The 20109-nt window shown below is 36.5% G+C and carries 17 protein-coding genes; 6 read left to right on the top strand and 11 right to left on the bottom strand.

The window, feature by feature from the left end; genetic code table 11:
- Window positions 1-28 precede the first annotated feature (28 nt).
- A complete protein-coding gene (locus G6R40_RS05130) occupies window positions 29-583 on the bottom strand; it encodes a phosphoribosyltransferase (protein ID WP_165132455.1) in 555 nt (184 codons plus the stop codon).
- Between the two features lie 154 nt (window positions 584-737).
- On the opposite strand from G6R40_RS05130, the gene G6R40_RS05125 reads away from it, so the two are divergent.
- Window positions 738-1631: a T9SS type A sorting domain-containing protein gene (locus tag G6R40_RS05125; protein WP_165132453.1), complete on the top strand. Its 894-nt coding sequence runs from the start codon at window positions 738-740 to the stop codon at window positions 1629-1631.
- A gap of 8 nt (window positions 1632-1639) precedes the next feature.
- Here the strand turns inward: G6R40_RS05125 and G6R40_RS05120 are convergent, their stop codons facing one another.
- Window positions 1640-1996, bottom strand: coding sequence for a diacylglycerol kinase (locus tag G6R40_RS05120; RefSeq protein WP_165132450.1), 357 nt, complete (start codon window positions 1994-1996; stop codon window positions 1640-1642).
- 141 nt (window positions 1997-2137) lie between these two features.
- Between G6R40_RS05120 and dnaN the strand changes: the two genes are divergently transcribed.
- Together dnaN and pheT are read left to right on the top strand one after the other, a co-directional pair.
- Window positions 2138-3268 carry a DNA polymerase III subunit beta gene (gene dnaN / locus G6R40_RS05115; protein ID WP_165132447.1) on the top strand — a complete coding sequence of 377 codons (1131 nt, stop codon included), beginning with the start codon at window positions 2138-2140 and terminating at the stop codon, window positions 3266-3268.
- Window positions 3269-3417: 149 nt separating this feature from the next.
- A complete protein-coding gene (gene pheT / locus G6R40_RS05110) occupies window positions 3418-5817 on the top strand; it encodes a phenylalanine--tRNA ligase subunit beta (RefSeq protein WP_165132444.1) in 2400 nt (799 codons plus the stop codon).
- Window positions 5818-5880: 63 nt separating this feature from the next.
- On the opposite strand, the gene G6R40_RS05105 is transcribed toward pheT, so the two are convergent.
- From G6R40_RS05105 to G6R40_RS05065, 9 genes are all read right to left on the bottom strand, one after another.
- The gene (locus G6R40_RS05105) at window positions 5881-6246 is read right to left on the bottom strand and encodes a hypothetical protein (RefSeq protein WP_165132441.1); all 366 of its coding nucleotides are present in this window, start codon (window positions 6244-6246) and stop codon (window positions 5881-5883) included.
- A 66-nt stretch (window positions 6247-6312) separates the two neighbouring features.
- Window positions 6313-8220 carry an acetate--CoA ligase gene (acs, locus tag G6R40_RS05100; RefSeq protein ID WP_165132438.1) on the bottom strand — a complete coding sequence of 636 codons (1908 nt, stop codon included), beginning with the start codon at window positions 8218-8220 and terminating at the stop codon, window positions 6313-6315.
- 9 nt (window positions 8221-8229) lie between these two features.
- On the bottom strand, window positions 8230-10116 hold the full coding sequence (locus G6R40_RS05095) for an AMP-binding protein (RefSeq protein ID WP_165132435.1): 1887 nt from the start codon (window positions 10114-10116) through the stop codon (window positions 8230-8232).
- Between the two features lie 11 nt (window positions 10117-10127).
- On the bottom strand, window positions 10128-10502 hold the full coding sequence (locus G6R40_RS05090) for a response regulator (RefSeq protein WP_165132432.1): 375 nt from the start codon (window positions 10500-10502) through the stop codon (window positions 10128-10130).
- A gap of 18 nt (window positions 10503-10520) precedes the next feature.
- On the bottom strand, window positions 10521-13187 hold the full coding sequence (locus tag G6R40_RS05085) for an ATP-binding protein (protein ID WP_165132429.1): 2667 nt from the start codon (window positions 13185-13187) through the stop codon (window positions 10521-10523).
- A 250-nt stretch (window positions 13188-13437) separates the two neighbouring features.
- Window positions 13438-13665: a DUF6814 family protein gene (locus G6R40_RS05080; protein ID WP_165132426.1), complete on the bottom strand. Its 228-nt coding sequence runs from the start codon at window positions 13663-13665 to the stop codon at window positions 13438-13440.
- Window positions 13666-13718: 53 nt separating this feature from the next.
- Complete coding sequence (locus tag G6R40_RS05075; protein WP_165132423.1) at window positions 13719-15296, bottom strand: MFS transporter; 1578 nt, start codon at window positions 15294-15296, stop codon at window positions 13719-13721.
- A 40-nt stretch (window positions 15297-15336) separates the two neighbouring features.
- Window positions 15337-16656 carry a hypothetical protein gene (locus G6R40_RS05070; protein WP_165132420.1) on the bottom strand — a complete coding sequence of 440 codons (1320 nt, stop codon included), beginning with the start codon at window positions 16654-16656 and terminating at the stop codon, window positions 15337-15339.
- Between the two features lie 125 nt (window positions 16657-16781).
- Complete coding sequence (locus tag G6R40_RS05065; RefSeq protein ID WP_165132418.1) at window positions 16782-17195, bottom strand: terminase gpP N-terminus-related DNA-binding protein; 414 nt, start codon at window positions 17193-17195, stop codon at window positions 16782-16784.
- Between the two features lie 169 nt (window positions 17196-17364).
- On the opposite strand from G6R40_RS05065, the gene G6R40_RS05060 reads away from it, so the two are divergent.
- Genes G6R40_RS05060 through argC form a run of 3 tightly spaced genes read left to right on the top strand, consistent with a single transcriptional unit; the run spans window position 17365 to window position 20085 of the window.
- Window positions 17365-17961 (top strand): GNAT family N-acetyltransferase, encoded by a 597-nt coding sequence (locus tag G6R40_RS05060; RefSeq protein WP_165132416.1) that lies wholly within the window; start codon window positions 17365-17367, stop codon window positions 17959-17961.
- Window positions 17933-19123: an argininosuccinate synthase gene (locus G6R40_RS05055; RefSeq protein ID WP_165132414.1), complete on the top strand. Its 1191-nt coding sequence runs from the start codon at window positions 17933-17935 to the stop codon at window positions 19121-19123. The genes G6R40_RS05060 and G6R40_RS05055 overlap by 29 nt, the downstream gene beginning before the upstream one ends.
- Window positions 19123-20085, top strand: a complete 963-nt coding sequence (gene argC, locus G6R40_RS05050; protein ID WP_165132412.1) for an N-acetyl-gamma-glutamyl-phosphate reductase — start codon at window positions 19123-19125, stop codon at window positions 20083-20085. The genes G6R40_RS05055 and argC overlap by 1 nt, the downstream gene beginning before the upstream one ends.
- Window positions 20086-20109 lie beyond the last annotated feature (24 nt).

The following is a 20109-nucleotide window of genomic DNA, read 5'->3' as shown; positions in this document are numbered from 1 at the left end:
AACCTTGAAGGATTTCTACTTTTTATAATTAATGGTTGATGTTTCCTTCTTCTAGTTGATAAAGATCTTTTAGATTTCTGCCCAATTCATCATAATCCAGTCCATAGCCTAAAACAAATTTGTTTGGAATTTCTTTTCCAACATAATCAATCTTGAATTCTTTTTTATAAACGTCAGGTTTTAATAACAACGAGGCTACTCTTATTGATTTTGGACGTTGTGTCTCTTTGAAGTAAGTGAAGAGATTTTCGATGGTATTACCTGTGTCCACGATGTCTTCCATAAGAATGATGTGGCGGTCTTTGATGTCTTTGGTAAGTTCCATTTCTTTGAAAACGATACCGGAGGATTCTGTTCCAACATAAGAACTCATCTTGATAAAACCGATTTCGCATTCGCCTGGATAGGCTTTTATGAAATCTGAGAAAAACTGAATAACACCACTCAGTACACCGATGAAAACGGGTCTTTCATCTTTGTAATCTTCGTAGACATCGGCTGCTACTCGGTTTACGATTTCAATAATTTCGTCATGTTTTAGATAAGGGACAAAAGTTTTGTCGTGTACTTTGATACTTTCCATAATTTTTTGAGAAAGTACAAAATTAAGGATTTTAATTAATTAACAATCATTTGAAAATATGACTTATGTAATAATCTTAAATATTGTAAATTGTTTAAAAATATAATCATTGTTTTAAAAGATTGTTTATTTTTGTTCCCCTTTAAATAATAATATGAAGAAAAAACTACTTCTTTCCGCGTTTATAGTATTCTTAGCAACAAAGCATATATTTTCACAAGAAACTAAATTTTCTTTTGAAACTTCCGAAGGCTTTACTTTGGGTAATTTCAATGGTCAAAAAGGATGGAGCAATTGGGGCTATGTCGATGCGTCACATTCTCAGGTTGTTAATACCATTGCGAGTTTAGGCAATAACTCGGTGTCAATAACCGCAAATGCGGAGCAGGAAGAAAATTGGGGCGGTATTTTTTACGATGTTCCCAACTATCCAAGAATGTCCATCTCTGCCGATGTTTACATGGATTCGGTTGGCGCTTCGGATTATGATATGCTAACATTATATAGTATGGATGTTGAGGAGTATGAGCGTCTTGGTGGCTTTTATTATAATTTTGATTCGACACTCGAAGTTGGAGATTTCACCAGTATAACGACCAAAAGTTGGCAAGCAAACAAGTGGTATAATCTGAAAGTGAATGTCGATTTTAGTACCAAAAAAATCGAGTATTTTATTGATCAGGTGAAAGTTTTAACCTCCACATTCAATAGTCAAGTTACTTCTATTAAAGAGTTTGATTTTGAGTTCGATAATTACCAATCCGGCTTTAAAGTCGATAATGTTAAAATCCAAAATTTAGACAATTTAGATATTCATAATGTTGATAAAGTACAAATTCAGTTGTATCCAAATCCAACTGGCGATGTTTTGAATATTAAAGGTGTTAAAGAGCTTGACGTGCTTTCTGTTTTCGATGCAAGTGGAAAATTAGTTTACCAATCGCAATCGCTTTCTCCAATTGATGTTAAATCCTGGAAGTCTGGCTTGTATGTGGTGAAAATTAAAACCAAAACATCAGAATTTATCAATAAGTTTTTGAAAAACTAATTTAATTTTTAATTAAATATATATTTCCAATACACCAAAAGCCCAACTACAACAGCTAATATTGCAGACAATAAAACAGCGGCGCCAGCAATGTCTTTGATAATTCCGATTCTGGAGTCGAAGTTAGGTTGGATGTAGTCACAGATTTTTTCGATGCATGTATTAAGCGCTTCTGTGATTAAAACCAAAAATGAAACGCCAATTACAGCTATAATTTCTAAAGTCTGAAGAGGTAAAATAGTGACCAGCGCCAAATTAATTAACAATCCTGCAATATGGATTTGGAAATTTCTTTCGTTACGTAAAAGCCAAAAAAAACCTTGAAAAGTATATTTGAAACTTTGGTGTAAAGGCGGTTTGTTCATAAAGCTTTGGATTTTTGAGTAATTTCTTTCCAAAAGTAAAATAAAATTACTTTAATATGGTAATTGTTGATAATTAATTAGAAATCAGACTGCCAATTTGCCATAATTTTTTATCTTTGTGAATCGAAATAATTAGCTTTTATGAGATTTATTGTTGCCAGTGGCGAATTGCAAAAAGCCTTACAAACTGTTAGTGGTGTAATTTCTGGTTCGCAATCCAGACCAATTTTGGAAAACTATCTTTTTGAGTTAGAGCAAAATAACTTGAAAGTGACTGCGTCAGACGGAGAAACAACTTTGATAACGTCTATCGAGGTTATGTCGGATGATACAGGAAAGATAGCTGTGCCTGCTAAAATTTTTCAGGATTTTTTGAAAACTTATGGTGAACAGCCTTTGACTTTGGTTGTGAAAGATGCGCCAGAAGGCAATGGTAGCGTTTTGGAAATTTTGGACGAGAAAGATAATTTCTCTGTAGCACTAGACAATGCAGAAGATTATCCGGAGTTGCCAGAATTCGATGCGTCTCAAAAAGTGGTAATGCCCGGCGGTGTTTTGGCTGATGCCCTTAGCAACACGTTGTTTGCGACAAGCAACGACTCGCTTCGTCCAGTAATGACAGGCGTTCTGTTCCAGTTTGCAGAACACGAAACCAATTTCGTATCAACAGATTCTCACAGATTGGTGGTTTACAAAAGAACCGATTTGCAGAATGCTGAGCCAATGGAGTTCATCATGCCAAAAAAACCTTTAGCGATTTTCAAAAATATTTTGAACAATTCGGCGGAGGAAGTAGCCATCGAGTTCAACGAAAACATGGCGCAATTTACATTTGGTAACAATGTTTGGATTTGCCGTTTGATCGATGGAAAATATCCTAACTACAACGCAGTTATTCCAAAAGAAAATCCAAATGTATTGACCATTAACAGAAGCTTGTTGTTGAGTTCTATCCGCAGAGCGTCTATTATGTCAAACAAATCGACTAACCAAGTTCGTTTCAAATTATCAGGCAATGTGCTTCACCTTCATGCAGAAGATACAGAATTTGCAAACAAAGCAGATATGCAGATTCCGTGCGATTATAATGGAGAAGACATTAATATCGGATTCAGTTCCAAATTTTTGACAGAGATGTTATCGGTTTTAGGAGCAGACGATATCACTTTCAAAATGTCACAACCCAATCGCCCAGGTATTATTGAGCCAATCGACGGTTTGGAAGACAACGAAAATATTTTGATGCTTTCTATGCCGGTAATCGGATTATAAGCATTGATAAATAATAAATTTATAATTTGAGATTTGAAATTCAGGTCTCAAATTTTGTTTAAATAAAGATTTTACTAAAGGATTTTTGACAAATTTTTATTAAAATAGAAATTAAAATGTCAGCATTCTAAAATTTCAAATTCAGAAAAATGAAAATTTCAAATAATTGGCTTAAAGATTACATTAAAACCAATTTGACTACGGAGAAAATCGGTATGTTTTTAACAGACATCGGTCTGGAAGTAGAAGGTATCGACAAGTACGAAAGCATCAAAGGCAGTCTAGTAGGTATCGTTGTTGGAAAAGTTTTGACTTGTGAGAAACATCCTAATGCTGATAAACTTAGCAAAACAACGGTAGATGTAGGTGGAAAAGTTCTGGACATTGTTTGTGGTGCGCCCAATGTTGCTGCAGAACAAGTTGTTCCTGTTGCCGTTGTAGGAACCAAAATCTATGATAAAACAGGAAACTTTTTTGAAATTAAAAAAGCTAAAATCCGCGGTGAAGTTTCGGAAGGGATGATATGTGCCGAGGACGAACTTGGTCTGTCAGACGATCATGCTGGAATCATGGTTTTGGACGAAACAAAATATAAAGTCGGAGAAAACTTCGCCGATTATTTTGAATTGATAAATGATGAAGTTTTTGAAATCGGATTAACACCAAACCGTACCGATGCGATGTCGCATTATGGCGTTGCGAGAGATCTTCATTCTTATTTGTCCTCCAATAATTTAGGATCAGAATTCTCAAAAGTTGAAACCGTAGCATTGACTTCTGAAGCGACTCATAATTTTAGTATAGAAATAGAAGATACAGTACTGACACCACGTTATCTAGGTGCTGTTGTGGAAGATCTTAAAGTTACAGATTCGCCAGCATGGTTAAAAGACAGAATCAAGGCGATTGGTCTTGCACCAATTAACAATGTTGTCGATATTACGAATTATATTTTACACAGTTATGGTCAGCCTTTGCACGCTTTTGATGCGGACAAAATTGCTGGTCACAAAGTGGTAGTTGGGACATCGCCAGAAGGAACTTTGTTCAAAACTTTGGATGGGGTAGAGCGTAAGCTTAGCGGCAACGAAATCATGATTAAAGATGGCAACCAAAATCCAATGTGTATCGCAGGCGTTTTGGGTGGTGAAAATAGCGGCGTGTCTGTGGCGACGACTAAAATATTTTTGGAAAGCGCTTACTTTAACCCAGTTGCGGTAAGAAAAGCTTCAAAATTCCATGGACTTAATACCGATGCATCTTTCCGTTTCGAGAGAGGTGTGGATCCTAACAATACAAAAACAATTTTGACACATGCTGTTAAAATGCTTCAGGATATTGCTGGTGGAAAACTTGTTGGAGATCTTTTAGAATCTTATCCAACTAAGATTGAACCTTTCTATGTGGTTTTGCGTTATTCTAAATTGGATCAAATTTTGGGTGTTAAAATTCATAGAGAAAAGATTAAAGAAATTTTAAAATCTCTAGAAATTACGGTTCTTAACGAGATTACAAATGGTCTGGAATTGTCGGTGCCTGCTTATCGCGCAGACGTTACCAGAGAGATTGATGTCATCGAAGAAATCTTAAGAATATACGGTTATAACAAAATCGAAGCGCCTCAAAAAACATCTTTTACAACCGTACGATTAAGTCTAGACGATCAAGATGTTTTAGAAAACGCTTGGGCAAGAACGCTGCAAAGCCAAGGTTTCCACGAGGTGATGAACAATTCTTTAACTTCTGTAAAAGACGTAACCAATGCGGTAAAACTTCTTAATCCTTTAAGCAACGAGCTTTCTACAATGAGAACGTCTTTGTTGGAAGGACTTTTGGCGAATGCCGCTTACAATATTAACAGAAAACATCCAGATATTAAGTTTTTCGAATTGGGTAAAATATATCATAAATTTGAGAAATATGAAGAAAGAAAACAATTGGCTATTTTAACAACAGGACGCGATTTTGCTGAAAATTGGTTGCAACCAAAAAGCACTTCGGATTTCTTTAAATTAAAAGCTTATTTGATGCTTCTTTTAGAGAGATTAAATCTTAAACTGGAAGAAAAAGCTTTAGAAGATAGTCGTTTTTCTGATGCCTTAGAAATCCTTTCGGAAGGTAAAACTTTAGCAAGAATCGGAAAAGTTGCACCAGCTTTATTGAAAGATGCAGATGTTGACCAAGAGGCTTTCTATGCGGAAATCGAATTAGAAAATTGTCAGTCTTTGAGAAGCACCGAGAACTTCAAATTTGTTGACATTCCTAAATTTAATAAAATCCGTAGAGATCTTGCATTGTTGGTTGACAAATCGATTACGTATGCGGAGTTGTACGAGGTTGCTAAGAAAAATAAGTCGCCTTTCTTGAAAGAGATTAATTTGTTTGACGTTTACGAAGGGAAAAATCTGCCAGAAGCTAAGAAGTCTTACGCGATGAGTTTTGCTTTGCTAAACGAAGAAAAAACTCTCGAAGACAAAGATATCAACGAGGTGATGAATGCGTTGATTAAGTCTTTTCAAAAAGAATTCGGTGCAGAGCTGAGAGCTTAGCCTTTTCTACATAAAATTAAAATCCGCCCAAAATCTTTAGATTTTGGGCGGATTTATTTTCGACTAAAATTTTACTTGAGAATCAATTCCCGAATCGGTTTCTTTGATTTTGACATCGGGTGTGTTCGGGATTTCCGCGGCTGCTCTTCTCTCGATTGTTTTTTTTAAATCGTCGTAGTTCGTAGCGTCTTTAATCGTCATGTTATTAAACAAATAGGTCTTTTTGACTTCGTTTTTATTAAATACTTCCGAAACTTTTTCGGCTTCCACATCATCTTCTACTTCGACACTTGCGGCGTAATTGTTAGGGTTATTTTTATCCAAATATACAATGTAGCGCGAGCTAGATATTCCTTTTGCTTCTAAATCTTTTTCTAGACCTCCGTAGTTGCTTTGATTGGTAAACAATCCTGTGATAATACTTGACATAATTAAATATTTTGGTGTTTAACTATAGAGATATCAAAAACCGAACAAGCAATAAGCTAAAGAATGTTAAATTTTTTCGTTTTTAATTTCGTCGACAATTTCTGGGTTTAATAATGTTGATGTATCCCCGAAATTGCTAAAGTCGCCTTCTGCAATTTTTCTCAAAATTCTACGCATAATTTTGCCAGATCTGGTTTTCGGAAGTGCCGATACAAATTGGATTTTGTCCAGCTTGGCGATAGGTCCTATTTGGTCTGAGATTAACTGATTGATTTCTTTTTTAAGATTTTCACGATCTCGGCCTTCTCCAGTTTCTTTCAGAATCACATAACCATAAAGTGCATTACCTTTGATATCGTGAGGGTAGCCAACAATCGCAGATTCTGCAACAGCCGGATGTTGGTTGATGCTGTCTTCGATTGGCGCCGTGCCTAGATTGTGACCAGATACGATAATCACATCATCCACACGACCTGTAATTCTGTAATAGCCAACTTCGTCTCTCAAAGCGCCGTCGCCTGTGAAATATTTTCCTGGAAAAGCCGTAAAATAGGTTTCTTTGTAACGTTGATGATCGCCCCAGATACTTCTCGCAATTCCCGGCCATGGAAAGCGGATACAAAGATTTCCTGTAACTTGATTTCCTGTAATTTCATTGCGTTTGTCATCCATTAAAACAGGCTGCACGCCAGGCAAGGGAAGTGTTGCATAAGTAGGTTTGGTTGGTGTAACAAATGGCAAAGGGGAAATTAAAATTCCGCCAGTTTCTGTTTGCCACCAAGTATCAACGACAGGGCATTTTTTTTGTCCAACATGATCGTTGAACCAATGCCAAGCTTCGTCATTAATAGGTTCTCCAACAGAGCCAATAACTTTAAGGCTTGATAAATCGTGTTTGTCCACCCATTCTACACTTTCCTTCGCAAGAGAACGAATCGCTGTAGGTGCGGTGTAGAATTGCGTAACTTTGTGTTTTTCGATAACTTCCCAAAAGCGATCGGGCTCTGGATAAGTTGGTACACCTTCAAAAATAAGTGTTGTGGCACCGTTGATTAATGGACCATAAAGAATATAGGAATGACCAGTGATCCAACCGATGTCCGCCGTGCACCAAAAGATATCATTTTCTTGATAATCAAAAACATTTTTAAACGTATATCCTGTATAGACCATATATCCTGCGCATGTGTGCAACATGCCTTTTGGTTTGCCAGTCGAGCCTGATGTGTAAAGGATGAATAATGGATCTTCGGCATCCATGATTTTAGTAACATAATCCGAAGAAGCTTTGTGAAAATAGTCATCTAGCCAAAAATCACGTCCTTCTTTCATGTTGACTTCATTGTGTGTTCTTTTGACAACCAAAGTTTTTTCAACAGTGTCGCATTGTATTAAAGCTTCATCAACAATGGATTTTAGATCTAAAGCTTTATTGCCGCGATAACTTCCGTCTGAACAAACAATAATTTTTGCACCGCAGTCATTGGCTCTAGAAGAAATAGCAGAAGCCGAAAATCCTGCGAATATCACCGAATGTACTGCGCCCATTTTGGCACATGCCAACATGGTAATCGCCAATTCTGGGATCATCGGAAGATAAATACAAACGCGGTCGCCACGTTGTACACCCATTTCTTCTAGGACGTTTGCCATTTTACAAACACGTTCATGAAGGTCGCGGTAGCTGATGTGTTGTGCTTCTTCTTTAGGATCGTTAGGCTCCCAGATGATGGCTGTTTTGTCACCACGCGTTTCAAGATGTCTGTCGAGGCAGTTTTTTGTGATGTTCATTTTTGCATTTTTGAACCATTTGATATTGGCTTCTTCCATGTCAAATTCTACCACTTTGCTCCAACGTTGGTACCAAGCAAAATTTTCATCCGCGATTTTGTCCCAGAATTTCTTAGGATTTTTAATGGACTTTTTATATTGTTTAAAATAATCTGGGAGGTTTTTTATTTGATAGGTATTCATTATTAAATGTTATTTGTTGTAGGTTTTAAATTTTTCTATAATTTCGTCAATAATCGTTTCGTCATCGATGGTGGAAGGGATACTGAATTCTTTCCCGTCAAGGATAGTTCGTATTAGTTTTCGAAGTGTTTTTCCAGAACGTGTTTTAGGAAGTCGTTTTACGACCATTACATTTTTAAGACTTGCTACAGCGCCGATTTTTTCGCGAACCTTTTGGACAACTTCTTTTTCGACTTGTTCGTCTGTAATTTCGGAGCCATTTTTAATAACAACAGTTGCAAATGGAATTTGGCCTTTAAGTTCATCTTCTATGCCTACAACGGCGCATTCTGCCACGTCGGGATGTGAGGATACCACTTCTTCCATCTCTGATGTTGATAAGCGATGTCCCGCAACATTAATAACGTCATCCACACGACCTGTGATAAAAACATAACCGTCTTCGTCAATTATGGCACCATCTCCCGAAAAGTAATAACCATCGAATTGAGACAAATAACTGTCCTGAAATCTTTCAAAATCTTTCCAAACCCCAAGTAGTGCGCCAGGAGGTAAAGGAAGTTTTATTGCTAAATAACCTTCGTGGTGTGCGTCGAGTTGGTAGCCGTTTTCATCAAAAATTTTGATATCATAACCTGGTATAGGTTTTCCTGCGGAAGCACGTTTAATTTTATAATCATCAAATCCAGTCATAAGTGCGAGCATTGGTGAGCCCGATTCTGTCTGCCACCAATGGTCAATTGCCGGAACACCGATATGTTCATTAAACCAATCCAAAGTAGCAACATCGCAACGTTCGCCAGCTAGGAATTGTTTTTTTAAACAAGATAAATCGTATTTTTTCACCAATTCGCCATTGGGATCTTCCTTTTTAATAGCTCTGATGGCAGTTGGCGCTGTGAACATCGATACGACATTGTGCTCGGAAATAACGCGCCAAAAAGTTCCTGCATCGGGTGTCATAACAGGTTTGCCTTCAAAAATAACTGTTGCATTTCTGTTAATTAAAGGCGCATAAACGCTGTAACTATGTCCAACAGCCCAACCGAAATCCGATGCCGCCCAAAATGTTTCTCCAGGTTCTATAGCGTATATATATTTCATAGAGAATTTAAGAGCTGTTGCGTAACCGCCGGTGTCACGGACAATGCCTTTTGGTTTTCCAGTTGTGCCAGATGTATAAAGCAAATAGAGCGGATGGATAGATTCTACAGCGATACAATCTGTAGCTTCAGAGTTTTTGATAAGTTCTTCGTAATCTAAAGTTCCTTCAAAATATTCGTTTTTATTTTCAACCAATTGACGATTATAAACGAGGATATGATCTACTTTGTCTTGAGAAAGTTCAATCGCTTTTTCAACCAAAGGCAAATAAGGGATACGGCGTGCAATCTCAACACCTGCCGTTGCGGTAATTAAAATTTTTGGTTTGCAATCGTCGATACGCACGACCAACTCTTTTGGCGCAAAACCTCCAAAAACGACATTATGTATCACGCCAATCCTTGCACAGGCTAGCATGGAGAAAAGCGTTTGTGGAATCATCGGCATGTAGATAACTGCGGTATCGCCTTTTTTTAATCCAAGAGATTTTAATCCGCCAGCTAGGCGAGAAATTTCTTCTTTAGCTTGGTTGAAGGTGTAGCTTTTTTTCTGGTCTGTAACTGGAGAATCATAAATGATGGCCACTTGGTCACCATAACCATCTTCGATATGTTTGTCGATGCACAAATAACACATATTCAGTTCGCCATCTGCAAACCATTGGTTATAGTTGTTTTTGTCAAGAGATGTTATGGTTTTTGGAAATTTGTACCAGCTAATTTGTTCAGCTTGTTCTTTCCAGAATTCTTCTTTGTTGTCTAGACTTCTTTGGGTTAATGTTTCTGCATTCATCTTTTTACATATTAATTATTTGTAGAACTAACCAGTTCATCGATTTGTTGTATAATTTGTTTTACGGAATATGGTTTGGTAAAATATGCGTGGGCTCCCATATCATAAGCTTTTTTAATATCTTCAGGATTGTTTTTGGCGGAGACGAAAGCGACTTTGGTTGATTTAAGTTTTTCTAATTTTTTAATTTCTTCCAAAGTAGAGTAGCCATCTAGTTTTGGCATCATAATATCCAATAGAATAACATCTGGCGTCAGATTATTTAGGATTTCCAGCACTTCTGTACCATCTCGGGCAATGTAAACATTGTAGCCATTTTTCCTGAAACTATATTCTAAAGACATCAATATTTTGTGTTCGTCATCTGCAATTAAAATCGTTTTCATATCTCCTCTTTTCTGTTTTTAAATCGTTGGAAGTGTCAAATTAAATGTCACTCCCAAACCGCTATTTTCTGCACTTATGTTGCCATTGTGCGCCATCATTATATTTTTACAAATGGCAAGTCCAAGTCCGCTGCCTATTGGTTTAATAATATTTTGATTATTCGATTGGTAAAATTTATCAAAAATTGAATCCAAATCATTTTCTGGAATATGTTTTCCAGTATTAAATATTTTTATAATTAAATCTTCTTGCTGTGTCAAAAACTTGGTTTGTATCATGCCTTGCTCGTCTGTGAATTTTAGCGCATTGCCATAAATATTCTGAAAAACTTGTATCATTCTGGCTTCATCATAATTGAAAAATTCGTCAGAAAGAAGATTGACCAAACTCAAATGAATATCGTTATTTTTTATCAAATGTAGCAAAGGTTTTATCGCTTTTTGATAAGTTTCGATGATGTTGTAACGACCGATGTTTAATGGCGTTTTGCCGTGTTCTAATTTGTCAAGATATAGAATATCGTTGATAATTTCACTCAACCTATCCGATTCGGTGATGATGTTGTTAAGAAATTCTTTTTTAATCTCAATAGGCATATCGTCGTCGTCAGCTAATATCTCTCCAGCCGCGCGTATTGCTGTAATCGGGGTGCGAAGTTCGTGCGCCACACTGTCCAGAAAGTCATCTTTCTGTCTGTCTTTTACAATAAGATGCTCGTTCGCAACTTGTAGTTTTTCAGAGAGCGATCTCAGTTCATTAGATTTTTCGGTTAGCTTTTTATTAAGACTAATATTTTCCTTGGATTCTTCAAGAATGTTAAGAACTTCGGGTAAAGATATTTTGTCTTCCTTGGTAACGCCTTCTATCAAAATTTTTGCGGAAGCTGTCCCGATTCTTCCTGCTAAAAGATTTTCGGAGAATTTTATAAAACGAGAATCTGCCGTTTCCACATTTGTTTCAATATTATATTTCAAATTAAAAACTCGCAATGCTTGTTCGGTTTTTTGTGTGCCAAGAAATCGTTCAAGAATATTTTTAATATCCGATACATAGGCCGTTCCTCGCCAGATAAAAGCGTTTTCGTGATTCTGAATGTATTTGTTAATATCAACATACAATTCTGCAAAATTGCGCTCGCGGTAGTCACCTTTTACACTTACAGAAATAAAGGTGAACAATCCAGCATTGACCAAAATTGACCAAAAGAAAATCTGATTAACGCGATCAAAATACGGAATGTTGAAAAACGCAAAAGCCTCATACAATCCTCTCAAAAATCCTTTGAACTCGTGGTTATAAGAGAAATAATATTGCGGAAGAATTAGTCCAAAATAACAAATAATCAGTCCTGCAACGAGTCCAATAACTGCTGCTTTGGACCTGCCTCTTTTCCAAAATATAGCCCCAAAAAAAGCGGGTGCCAATTGTGAAATAATGACAAACGAAATAAGTCCAACCGAGTATAGAGAAGTTTCTAAAATGAAATATTTGTAAAAAATAAACGATACAACAATCAAAATGAAAATGCTGATTTTTCTAATGTTGGTAATGCTTCGGGTATTTTCTGCGACTTGATTTTCTTTAAATTTTCCAATCCAACCAAATGGAATAATCAGGTTGTTAGAAAGCATAATCGATAAGCTGATTGACGAAATGATGATCATTGAAATCGAGGAGCTAAGTCCGCCCAAAAATACCAAAACGCTAATCCATTCTTTATTAAAATACTGTGGAATAAGAATCGAGTAGAATTCGGGATTGACATCTTGACCATCAAAAATAACGCGCCCACCCCAAGCAATCGGAAAGACAAACAAATTGAAAATTAAAAGGTACAATGGCAAAAACCAAATAGCAGTTTTCAAATGTTTTTCCTGACGATTTTCAACAATACTTGTGTGGAATTGTCGTGGCAAAAGGAAAAATGCCGAGATGGAAATAAGACAAAGAATAATCCAGTTAAGACTTCCTTCCAAACCTTTAAATGTATTTTTGGAACTGAAATCTTTAATTTTTGAAGCTTGATTATAAATATCTTCAAAACCATTAAAAACAAAGTAAGTAACAAAAACGCCTAGCAGAACGAGAAAGATTAATTTTAATAAACTTTCTAATGCAACAGCAGCGATGATGCCGAGTCTTTTTTCGGAAGCGTCAACATAGCGCGTACCGTAATATCCTGAGAAAACCGCTATAAGAATCACAACGTAAGTAGCGTTGTCTGTAAGTATATTTTTAGAAACAGGTGTGTTTGTTAAAAGATGAAAGGTTTCTGATATTGCTTTTATTTGTAATCCAATGTAAGGGATGATGGCAAAAAGACAAACCAAAGTTATCAAGGCTGCAAAGCCTCGACGGTTGCCATATCTTAAAGAAATAAAATCTGCAATGCTGCTTATTTTGTTGACTCTTGCAATGCGAATAATTTTAGTATTAATATAAATCCACGCCGGAATGATAATCACCGGACCAATATAGATGGCAAGATAATTAAGACCTTGGTTGACCGCAACGCCAATGCTGCCATAATACGTCCATGCTGTACAATAAACTGCGATGGACAGTGCATAGATGTAAGGATTGTTAATCCATATTTTACTTTTCTTCTTCTCGGCGCGATGGGCAACGAAAAAAAGCAAAGCCAAATACAGCATAACAACAGCAAACAAAATAAAACTATTCATCGTACTTTTTTATAACAACTAAAGAAAAAATTATCGAGAAAAGCCAAACGCCGAACAAATAGATATATACCATCGGCAATCCAAAGATTTTATCCGCAGAATTGAATAGCAACAAAAGTGGCGCGCTAAAAAATAAGAGCAACGCGACGCTGAGTAAAACTAATTTTTGTTCGTGTCTTTTTTTCATATTTTTTATATAAAACCATACAAAGACAAAAGCCCTTGCATGGTTTTCAATGAAAATGAATGTTTACATATTTTCGTCAGCATAATCTCCCGACAATGCATAATATCCAAATACGGCTAATCCGCCCGAAATGATTGGCATAAGGATAAACAAAATGATAATCCCAAATACCAAATCTTCTTGTTTGCCCGATGTTATTTTTGGAAGACCCATTTCGGTGATGCCAAAATAGCCAACTACAACTGCTAGAGCAATCCACACGAAACCTAATATTTTTTTTATTGCGTTCATAATGATTGTTTTTTAAAGTTAAGAATTTTTGAGTTTCAATATTTAAAATTGAATTATTCTTTGATGCTGTTTTTGTTTTTTAAATAAATGGTTCCGATAATAAGACAGACACCTGCAACAATTATAGGATACCAAAGTCCCTCCAGATACCAACTTGCATGACCTGCATCTTTTCTTGTGGTTACTAGATAGGTGGCAACTGCTGGTAGTAATCCTCCAAAAACGCCATTCCCGATATGGTAAGGTAAAGACATCGATGTGTAACGGATACGCACCGGGAACATCTCCACCAAGAAGGCTGCAATTGGGCCATATACCATGGTTACGAAAATAACTTGGATGAAGATGAGGAAAATCAGTTTCCATTTTGTACCATCATTTACCGTGACATGTTGTGACACTTTTGGTGCTTCAATTTTTTTATCAAGATTTGTATTGGTAGCTGGCGTCCAATGGATAAGACTGTCTTTTTTCAAAATCGTACCATCTGTAAAGGTGATTTCTTTATGAAAACTTATAAGACTATCTGTAACGATTTTATCATGAATTTTAGCAACGCGTTTTTCAGTAATCCCGTTGGCAGCTACAGTTTTTGATTCAAGATCGATGCTTTTGTACATGGCATCATAGATTGGTCTGTAGGATAATATGGCGACCAACATCCCGACCATCATAATGACTTTTCGGCCAATTTTGTCGGATAGCCAACCAAAGAGAACGAAAAATGGCGTTCCTAAAAATAAGGCGGTTGCCATTAATGCATCCACTTGCGCAGAATCAACCTCCATTACTTTTTGAAGGAAACTCATTGCATAGAACTGTCCAGTGTACCACACAACGCCTTGCCCCATAGCCGCACCGAATAATGCTAGCAAAACGAATTTGAAATTAAAACGGTTTCCGAAGCTTTCTTTAAGCGGATTTTTAGAGGTTTTTCCTTCGCTTTTTGCTTTAGCAAACAAAGGAGACTCTTTCATGTTTTTACGAATAACATAGGATACAGCAACCATGAGAATTGAAATCCAAAACGGAACACGCCAACCCCAAGCATCGAATTCTTCTGCCGATAAAGTTGTTTTTGTAATTAATATTACAATCAAAGAAATGAATAGACCGGCTGTTGCTGTTGTCTGTATCCATGATGTCCAATATCCACGGCGATTAGCTTGCGCATATTCTGCTACGTAAGTTGCGGCGCCGCCATATTCTCCGCCTAGTGCCAAACCTTGTAGAAGTCTTAAGATTAAAACTAAAACAGGAGCCATGAAGCCAATAGTCTCGTAACTTGGAACACAACCAATAAGAAAAGTTGAGAACCCCATGATTAATAAAGTAACCAAGAAGGTGTATTTTCTGCCGATGATGTCGCCCAATCTTCCGAAGAATAATGCCCCGAAAGGTCTTACCACAAAACCAGCTGCAAAAGTTGCTAATGTTGAAAGAAAGGCCGCGGTAGGATTATCGGCTGGGAAAAATTTGGTTGCCAAAACTACAGCCAGACTTCCAAAGATGTAGAAATCGTACCATTCGATAAGTGTGCCGAGTGACGAGGCTGTGATAACGCCCCAGATGGTTCTGTTTTTCTGCTTATCACTCAGGTTTTCATAGTTTTCGTGATGTAATTCGCTCATATTAATTTGATTTTTGGTGTCGTGTTTTGAAATTTGGAGTTTAGAAAGAATACATCACTCTTAGCATCGCGCGGAAATTCCCGACATTGGTGATGTTGCCTCCTGCTGTGGCGTCGGCTTGTGTGTCGCCATATTTTGCAGCTGTGTATTCTAATTCTGGCGCAATATTGAATTTGTTTTGTTTAAATTCCACTCTTGCAGAAGCACGCCAAACATGGTCAAGAATTCTTGTTCCGGAAGCACCGCGAACATATAAATTTTTAAAACCTTCATCAACACCAGAATTTTTGGTGTAACCGAAGAAAATGCCAGGCGCAATTTTGTCGTTGTTGCTGGCAAGATCTACCCAAAACGATGAAGTTTTGGTCGGCTTGTAACTTTCTTGTCCGTTGGCTTCTGTGTAGCCTGCAAAACCACCGATCATGACTAGATGATGAAGATTCTCACCTGTTATCCCGTAAAGTTTAGCACTGAATTTGGCATCAGAATATTTGAAGTAAGCCAAATAAGCCACTGAATTTAGTTTTTCTGTAGAAGCGAGATTATTGCTTTCAATCACTGGTTTTAAGGATTGATATTCGGCGGCGATGCCAGCCATAATGTTTTTATTTTTAAACTGAAGTTGTCCATGGAATGTAGGGACCGAAGAGTTGATTGTTGCGCTGTTGGTAAAAGCGCCGATTGCATTTGCACTCTGAAATTCGCGATCTTTATAGGCAACCGCTATGAAAGAGAATTGATCGCTTAGTTTTTGTGTAACTTTAATTTGTCCTGCCCATCCAAAAGGATTGAAAAGAATTCCCGTATTAAAATTGGCGACGCCGGGAAAAACTTCTGGGATAAATGCGGGATACCAAGTTTGACCAAATGTGACTGAGGTGTGGGGCCATGCTAATGTCGCGTATGCGTGTCTTAGGCGTAGAAGTCCGATACTTCCAGAACCTGCTGAGCTTTTATTAATTTCGGTGTTTCCGAAGAAATCCGCTTCTATTTTTCCGCTAGCTTTAGCACCCCAAACATCTGGCCCTTTGAAATTGATACCTGTTCGGGTTGTGATTGACAAAAAGTTACTTGCGCCAGCACCGTTGATATCTTTTCCATTGGCATCGAGTTTTTCATCCAAAGGATAAAGATTTAGATTGTATTCTCTAGAATACGCAGATTGTCGACTGTCAAAATTATATTCTGTACGAACCCAGCCGTAAAGCGAAATATCCCATTCTTTGGGTTGGGTTTTTTCAGCTTCTAAAGCTTCAATACGTTTCAGAAGGTCAGCATTGCTAATGGTATCTTGAGAAAAAACCTGAGAACTTATGCTTGTTAAAAGTGATATTGATAAGTATTTTAGGATATTGTTCATGGATTAATAATTTTTTATTTTCATTTTTGATGATGCTAAAATGAAATTATTAATCTGTTCACAAAAATTTAATATATATTTATGCTAATAGTATAGTTTTGTAAAATTTAAAATAATTATTTTTCCTATTTTTTAAATCTCTCCCATTTAATAAGCATATATTTATCAGCAAATTCAGTGATAATTAAACCTGAATTTTTAATGTTGACCTCTTTAGAAAGATAGTCTATAAGTTCATTTTGTTTTAATATTTTGTAGACAGGATGAAAATCCGAATGAGGTGGTCTTGTGATATTGTATTTCTTAATCCACGAACTTATTGTTACATGAGAAACGCCAATAATTCTTTCAATCTCTCGAAAGCTTAAACCTTCCAAATATAGCTGTAAAGCCTTTGTAACATAATAATCATCAATTTGTTTTCCTAATTTTTTAACAGTAAAATAATAATTGCAGTTTTTGCAATAGAAGCGTTGTTTATTGTTAATGATTCCGCTTTTTACCACATTGTTTTGTTCGCATTTTGGACAAGATTTCATAGTAACTATATTAATATAGCAAATATATAATAATTTAGCAAATATGTATATTTTAACATTTGTAGATAAATAACCTTAATTAAATTTAATTACAATAAAAAATATCTAAAAAATTTGCTTTATAAAGAAAATATGTTTTAAATTTGCTGCTTTAATTAGATATAAGTCAATGAAGATAGAAATTTCCTCAGAAAAACATTTGCATTACGCAGAGGAAATCAAGCAGGAGATGGCGGACTCGGCCTTAAAAAGAGGAACAGGTATTGCGCAAAGAACAGTAGAGTTTTTGCGTTATAAAATGTTGGAAGGCAATGCGGTTGTAGCAACTGATGACGATGGTTGTTGGGCCGGATTTTGTTATTTGTCATCATGGAGCGATGGTGAATATGTAGCAAATTCTGGGATGATTGTTTCTCCTAATTTCAGGAATAGAGGTCTGGCAAAAATGATGAAAGATAAAATTTTTGAATTGTCTCGAGCCAAATATCCTGATGCTAAAATGTTTAGTTTGACAACTGGCCTTGCGATCATGAAAATCAATTCGGATTTGGGGTATAAGCCAGTAACTTATTCCGAAATTACAAAAGATGAAACATTTTGGGAAGGTTGTAAAAGTTGTGTAAATTATAAGGTTTTGCAGAGTAAAAACAGAGAAAATTGTCTGTGTACGGCAATGTTGTACACGTCAAAACAAGAGGCATTTCCATTTAATACAATAACAGAAAAAAATACAAAAAATGAAGAAAAGTGTAGTATTGGCGTTTAGTGGCGGATTAGACACTTCATATTGTGCAAAATATTTAAGCGAAACTTTGGGTTACGAAGTTCACGCCGTTACTGTTAATACTGGAGGTTTTTCAGAAGCTGATGAAGCTGAATTAAAATCTCGCGCCGAAAAACTAGGTGTTACAACTTATGCATTTATTAACGCGGAAAAGGAATATTACGAAGATTGTGTGAAATATTTAATCTTCGGGAATGTCCTTAAAAATAATACATATCCATTGTCGGTAAGTGCAGAACGTACTGTACAAGCGCAAAATATTGCAAAATATGCTAAGGAAATTGGTGCTTCGGCAATAGCACACGGAAGTACGGGAGCAGGAAATGATCAAGTTCGTTTTGACTTGATTTTCCAAGTGATGTGTCCAGAAATGGAGATTATCACCCCAATTCGTGATATGTCGTTGTCAAGAGAAGAAGAAATCGAATTTTTAAAACGATATGGTTTTAATATCGATTTTGAAAAAGCACAATATTCCATAAACAAAGGACTTTGGGGAACTTCTGTTGGTGGAAAAGAAACCTTAAAGTCACGTCATAATCTTCCAGAGTCGGCTTATCCATCGCAAGTTGTGAAAACGGAAACTTCGGAATTGGAAATCGAATTTAAAAATGGTGAAATTGTAGCTGTCAACGGTGACAATTTTGCACATCCAGTTTTTGCAATTCAAAAGATCGAAGCTTTGGCAAGTCCTTATGGGATTGGCCGCGATATCCATGTCGGGGATACGATTGTTGGGATAAAAGGTCGTGTCGGCTTCGAAGCGGCTGCGGCTTTAATTTCGATAAAAGCACACCATTTGTTAGAAAAACATACTTTGTCAAAATACCAACAAACCATCAAGTCTCAATTGGCAGATTGGTATGGCAACTGGCTTCACGAAGCGCTTTTCCTGGATCCAGTCATGAGAAATATAGAAACTTTCTTTAATGATTCTCAAAAGACAGTTAACGGAAAAGTATTTATAACGCTTTATCCTTATCGATTTGTTTTAAACGGAATTGAGTCCGAAAATGATTTGATGTCCGATAAATTCGGTAGTTATGGCGAAGCTAATCGCACATGGACAGGAGATGATGTTAAAGGCTTTACTAAAGTATTGAGCAATTCGTTAACGATTTATCATCAAATTAATAAAAGCTAATGAAATCTGTCGGAATTATCGGAGCAAACGGTTATACAGGAAGCGAGTTGGTGCGTCTGTTGGTTTTTCATCCAGAAGTGGAACTGAAATGCCTTTTCAGTCGCTCAAATTCTGGAACTAAAATTTCTGAGATTTATCCTGATTTATCGGGTATTTGCGACATGGAATTGACCAATGTTTTCCAAAATGTTGACATTTTGTTTTTGTGTCTTCCGCATAAAGAAAGTCAAAATTGGTTATTGCAAAACGAAGTTAACAAAGAAAGCTTAATCATCGATTTGGGTAACGATTTCCGTTTAGAAAGTCAATTTGGAAAACGAAATTTCATCTATGGACTTCCAGAGCTTAATAAAGAAAACATAAAATCTGCGAAAAGCATTGCTAATCCAGGTTGTTTTGCGACAGCAATTCAGTTGGCATTATTGCCGTTAGCTTCGGCTAATTTGTTGCAAGATGTTTACACAACGGGGATTACAGGTTCTACAGGTGCAGGTCAAAAACTGCAATCCGCGACGCATTTTACTTGGCGCAACGATAATATTTCAGCTTACAAAACTTTGACACATCAACATGTTGAAGAGATTTTAATGAATGTTAACGCGGTTAATTCAGGAAAGGTACAATTCAATTTCGTGCCTTGGCGTGGCGATTTTGCAAGAGGAATTTTCACAAGTTCTACAATTAAATGTGATAAGACTTTAGAAGAACTAAAGCTGTTGTTTAAAAACTTTTATAAAGATTCTCTTTTTGTACATATTTCCGAAAAGCCAATCGATATGAAACAAGTGGTTAACACCAACAAGTGCCTTATCGAGATCGAAAAACAAGGCGATTTTATCGTGGTGCATTCTGCGATTGATAACCTTCTGAAAGGAGCTTCTGGACAAGCACTACAGAATATGAACATCGCTATGAACTGGGAAGAAACTTTAGGTTTAAAATTAAAGCCAATTGCATTTTAGTTTTATTGAAACTAAAATAAAAAT

The organism is Chryseobacterium sp. POL2, from assembly GCF_011058315.1.
GTDB lineage: Bacteria > Bacteroidota > Bacteroidia > Flavobacteriales > Weeksellaceae > Soonwooa.
The sequence above is the reverse complement of the archived record's forward strand: the minus strand, read 5'-3'. Positions and strand labels throughout refer to the sequence as shown.

Coding starts and splice junctions, on each gene's coding strand:
- G6R40_RS05130 (WP_165132455.1), bottom strand. CDS start 583: ATGGAAAGTATCAAAGTACACGACAAAACTTTTGTCCCTTATCTAAAA.
- G6R40_RS05125 (WP_165132453.1), top strand. CDS start 738: ATGAAGAAAAAACTACTTCTTTCCGCGTTTATAGTATTCTTAGCAACA.
- G6R40_RS05120 (WP_165132450.1), bottom strand. CDS start 1,996: ATGAACAAACCGCCTTTACACCAAAGTTTCAAATATACTTTTCAAGGT.
- dnaN (WP_165132447.1), top strand. CDS start 2,138: ATGAGATTTATTGTTGCCAGTGGCGAATTGCAAAAAGCCTTACAAACT.
- pheT (WP_165132444.1), top strand. CDS start 3,418: ATGAAAATTTCAAATAATTGGCTTAAAGATTACATTAAAACCAATTTG.
- G6R40_RS05105 (WP_165132441.1), bottom strand. CDS start 6,246: ATGTCAAGTATTATCACAGGATTGTTTACCAATCAAAGCAACTACGGA.
- acs (WP_165132438.1), bottom strand. CDS start 8,220: ATGAATACCTATCAAATAAAAAACCTCCCAGATTATTTTAAACAATAT.
- G6R40_RS05095 (WP_165132435.1), bottom strand. CDS start 10,116: ATGAATGCAGAAACATTAACCCAAAGAAGTCTAGACAACAAAGAAGAA.
- G6R40_RS05090 (WP_165132432.1), bottom strand. CDS start 10,502: ATGAAAACGATTTTAATTGCAGATGACGAACACAAAATATTGATGTCT.
- G6R40_RS05085 (WP_165132429.1), bottom strand. CDS start 13,187: ATGAATAGTTTTATTTTGTTTGCTGTTGTTATGCTGTATTTGGCTTTG.
- G6R40_RS05080 (WP_165132426.1), bottom strand. CDS start 13,665: ATGAACGCAATAAAAAAAATATTAGGTTTCGTGTGGATTGCTCTAGCA.
- G6R40_RS05075 (WP_165132423.1), bottom strand. CDS start 15,296: ATGAGCGAATTACATCACGAAAACTATGAAAACCTGAGTGATAAGCAG.
- G6R40_RS05070 (WP_165132420.1), bottom strand. CDS start 16,656: ATGAACAATATCCTAAAATACTTATCAATATCACTTTTAACAAGCATA.
- G6R40_RS05065 (WP_165132418.1), bottom strand. CDS start 17,195: ATGAAATCTTGTCCAAAATGCGAACAAAACAATGTGGTAAAAAGCGGA.
- G6R40_RS05060 (WP_165132416.1), top strand. CDS start 17,365: ATGAAGATAGAAATTTCCTCAGAAAAACATTTGCATTACGCAGAGGAA.
- G6R40_RS05055 (WP_165132414.1), top strand. CDS start 17,933: ATGAAGAAAAGTGTAGTATTGGCGTTTAGTGGCGGATTAGACACTTCA.
- argC (WP_165132412.1), top strand. CDS start 19,123: ATGAAATCTGTCGGAATTATCGGAGCAAACGGTTATACAGGAAGCGAG.